Raw genomic sequence first — 3,041 nt, 5'->3', positions numbered from 1 at the left:
ACGAAGGTCCAGGTGGGACCTGGCCCCGACTGTGAGCAGAAGGCGCAGATCGAACTTGCGAGCTAGCTGCAGGTTCCGTCCCAGTGACTCAAGCCATCTGGAGCGATGCCGACCCGATAGACGAAAGAAAGGACCGAGGTCAAATCCTATTGCCACCTGGTTTAGCTTGGCGGCGCGGGCGGCAGCTATGCCCAGCGGCCGGCGGCTGCTATATGAGGGGATTAATACGTCGACGTTGGGGTCCTCGCTGGCTGTGCGCACCAGCTCCTCCGTTGCAGCCCGAATCAGGAGGAGATGGTATCTCGGCCGAAGAGATGTAATCCTGCTGCGAAGGGATTTGACATCCTTTGCCATCACCTCCGCCCCGATGGCAACCTCAATCCCTCTTATCCTCTCTGCTGCTTCTGGCCGGAAGAGATTGCCGGGGGCTGTGTTGCATATTATGATTCCCCCGTAGCCCAGGCTTTTTGCCTTCAATGCCATGCGGCTGGCGGAGGACGATCCTTCAGGATAGGCTCTCAGGCACTCAAAGTAGCTCATATGAGCTCACTTAGGATCTTGATGGCCTGCTGGCGATTGGAGGGATAGGTCTTGACCAGAGCGCAGATGTCCAGAGCGTCCTTGGATTCCGTCAGGCGGAAGAGGCCTTTGTAGGCGGCCTGCTTGTCCAAGCGAAGATGGAAGTGGCTCGCTCCCTCCAGCCGCTCTGGTATCTCATGGTGAAGGCGAAAGCTGTCCTCTGAGGGCAGTTGCTCACGTAAAATTTGAAAGAAAGCCTGAGCCTCCTTTCTTCTCAGAGAAGCCTCGAGGATTTTGATCTCATTTCCGAAATGGCCTAAAGCAGTCTGGGAGGATATATGGTCCAGAGGGACGAAGATGCTCAGAGCTTCGCGCACACGCTCCTCGTCCTCTGTCGCTGCCACAAAGGCCCGAATAGAGATTTTATCGATCAATGCTCTTCACTTGCCAGAGTATTGTCGATCCGGGTTGTATCCAGCGCTCTCGCTCACTTACCTCTGCCGTCATGGGCTCTGATGCCGGGCCTGGTCTTCTCAGTGCCAAAGCCCTTGTGCCTCTGGCCCCTGCCCTTGCGGCCAGCGCTGGTCTTGCCACGCACCGCTCTGCCCCGGTGGACGTTGTCTGCGACCCAGCAGAGGTCCTTGTCGCTCTTGATGGAGGTGGAGTGGGGATCTACCAAGATGACCTCATAGAACTTCTGTTTGCCGTCCTCTGCCACCCAGTAAGAGTTCAGGACCTCCATGTTGCGGTACCTTCTGCCCGCTCGCTCCTCGGCGATCCTCTGGATGGACTTGGCCATGGTGATGGTGTTTACTCCCATCTTGCTGGTCTTTCTGTTTCTCTCATAGCGGGACTTTCTTCTGCCGCCCCTTCTTACCTTGACACGCGCCACGATTATGCCCTGCTTGGCCTTATAGCCGAGTGCCCGCGCCCTGTCCAGTCTGGTGGGCCGCTCGATCTTCTGCACTGTGCTCTCCTGGCGCCAGGCCTTGAGCCTGTCCTGCCTCAGCGCGCCCACGTATCCCTCTCGAGGAGAGGACCAGGCATCGCCGATATAGCTGTAAAAAGATCTCATCTATCTTCACCTTGGCCGGTTCGACCTAATGGTCACATTCCGGAACTAGAGGGGGAGAATGGCTGATAGAAGATAAAGGTTTGCCAGGATCGATCATCCCAATCATTCGTCTCGAGCTATGCCTTCCACTTTATGGTATTGCCCTTGATCTTCAGCATTCCCCTTTTTTCCAGGGAGCGGGCTATCTCCTCTGCTACCAGGCTGGCGTCAACGCTCACAGTGAATCTACTGCCTACATCAAGAATGCACCTTTCGGCAAAATCCTCGATATCCATCTTTCCCTTCTCCGGGCACTCCAATAGATCCTCCACCACCAATCCCAGAGCCGTGATCAGTTGATACTCCTGGTAATAATTCTCCTGAAAATCCTCATCGATATCCCGGAAGAGCGCTGAGGAGGACTCATCTATGCTGACCACATACATTTTTTCCAGATCCACCTCCAATCTTTCATTGAGCAGAGGATCCTCGGGATCTGCCTCTTGGGATTTCAGATGAATATTGATCACAGGATCATCCAGCAGGTCACCTATTGGCTCACCCGGCTTGATATCGTTGAGATTGTAGAGATCCTTGGCGAAATCCAGAGCCACTATTGAGTATGCCAGGGATTCGAATAACTCATCTCTGGTTTTTTCGTCCGCCTCCTCCAAATCCTTCTCGTTCATCCTCTCTCTCTTGGTTCTCCAATCCGGGTCCAGCTCAGCCAGATACAGATCCATGAGCTCCTCATCATTGGATGCCTTTTCCAACACGGCCTTCATGGCGGAGATAAATTTCTCATGCCTCTCTAATATTCTGTTCCGCTCTCTAAGCTCGCTGGCTTTGCCTTGCAGAAAGGCCACAAACTCCGATTGGGCAGTGACCAGGCCTTTGACATCCACCTTGAAGCCCGCATCCCTCAGATAGTTGGCGACGCGAGTGGCTTCTTCTTCATAATATTCTCCCAGCTTGAACATAATGCTGGAATTTCAATCATTGCATATGAGGCTTGCTGAAGGTTCAAGCATATGAAAATAGCTTGTCCATCTCGCTATGGAACTGACCGAATACCCGAGATAGCTCCGCTCCTTTAGGGGTGGTGCGGTAGATGACTTTTGAGCCAGTGGGAACGGCCTCCATCAGCCCATTATTCATCAGACTTTCGATGTGGGATTTAGCGCTCAAGAAATTCAGATTTGCCTTATGAATGATCCGGGTCTTGCTCGCGCCATTCATGCATAGCTTCAGGATCTCTGAAGCGATTATGTCATTGGTTCTTCTCTTCTGGTTCATTTAGCTTCAACCTCGCTGCATTGATGAGCCATCGGGAATTATATAGACGATTACGTTCATTCTGATCAGAACACTGTGCAGATCCATCTTATTAACCATAAAAATCGACAATAAGAAACATCGCGCAGCCAGAATTAATCATATTATTAATTTAAATTGATGTGCTTTCTTA

The 3,041-nt window shown here is 52.3% G+C and carries 5 protein-coding genes; all 5 read right to left on the bottom strand.

Going from position 1 to position 3,041, the window contains the following annotated elements:
- Positions 1-540, bottom strand: a 540-nt coding sequence (locus BP727_RS12395; RefSeq protein ID WP_286859072.1) for an RNase P subunit p30 family protein, incomplete at its 3' end; no start/stop codon positions are given.
- Positions 537-953: an RNA-binding domain-containing protein gene (locus BP727_RS12390; protein WP_276619883.1), complete on the bottom strand. Its 417-nt coding sequence runs from the start codon at positions 951-953 to the stop codon at positions 537-539. The genes BP727_RS12395 and BP727_RS12390, both read right to left, overlap by 4 nt.
- Positions 954-1,006: 53 nt before the next feature.
- The gene (locus BP727_RS12385) at positions 1,007-1,594 is read right to left on the bottom strand and encodes a 50S ribosomal protein L15e (RefSeq protein ID WP_013720463.1); all 588 of its coding nucleotides are present in this window, start codon (positions 1,592-1,594) and stop codon (positions 1,007-1,009) included.
- A gap of 116 nt (positions 1,595-1,710) precedes the next feature.
- On the bottom strand, positions 1,711-2,553 hold the full coding sequence (locus BP727_RS12380; protein ID WP_276619881.1) for a hypothetical protein: 843 nt from the start codon (positions 2,551-2,553) through the stop codon (positions 1,711-1,713).
- Between the two features lie 43 nt (positions 2,554-2,596).
- On the bottom strand, positions 2,597-2,869 hold the full coding sequence (locus BP727_RS12375; protein ID WP_273278599.1) for a winged helix-turn-helix domain-containing protein: 273 nt from the start codon (positions 2,867-2,869) through the stop codon (positions 2,597-2,599).
- Positions 2,870-3,041 lie beyond the last annotated feature (172 nt).

The organism is Methanosaeta sp. UBA356 (assembly GCF_002496465.1).
Classification (GTDB): Archaea; Halobacteriota; Methanosarcinia; order Methanotrichales; family Methanotrichaceae; genus Methanothrix; species Methanothrix soehngenii.
The sequence above is the reverse complement of the archived record's forward strand: the minus strand, read 5'-3'. Positions and strand labels throughout refer to the sequence as shown.

Coding starts and splice junctions, on each gene's coding strand:
- BP727_RS12380 (WP_276619881.1), bottom strand. CDS start 2,553: ATGTTCAAGCTGGGAGAATATTATGAAGAAGAAGCCACTCGCGTCGCC.
- BP727_RS12385 (WP_013720463.1), bottom strand. CDS start 1,594: ATGAGATCTTTTTACAGCTATATCGGCGATGCCTGGTCCTCTCCTCGA.
- BP727_RS12375 (WP_273278599.1), bottom strand. CDS start 2,869: ATGAACCAGAAGAGAAGAACCAATGACATAATCGCTTCAGAGATCCTG.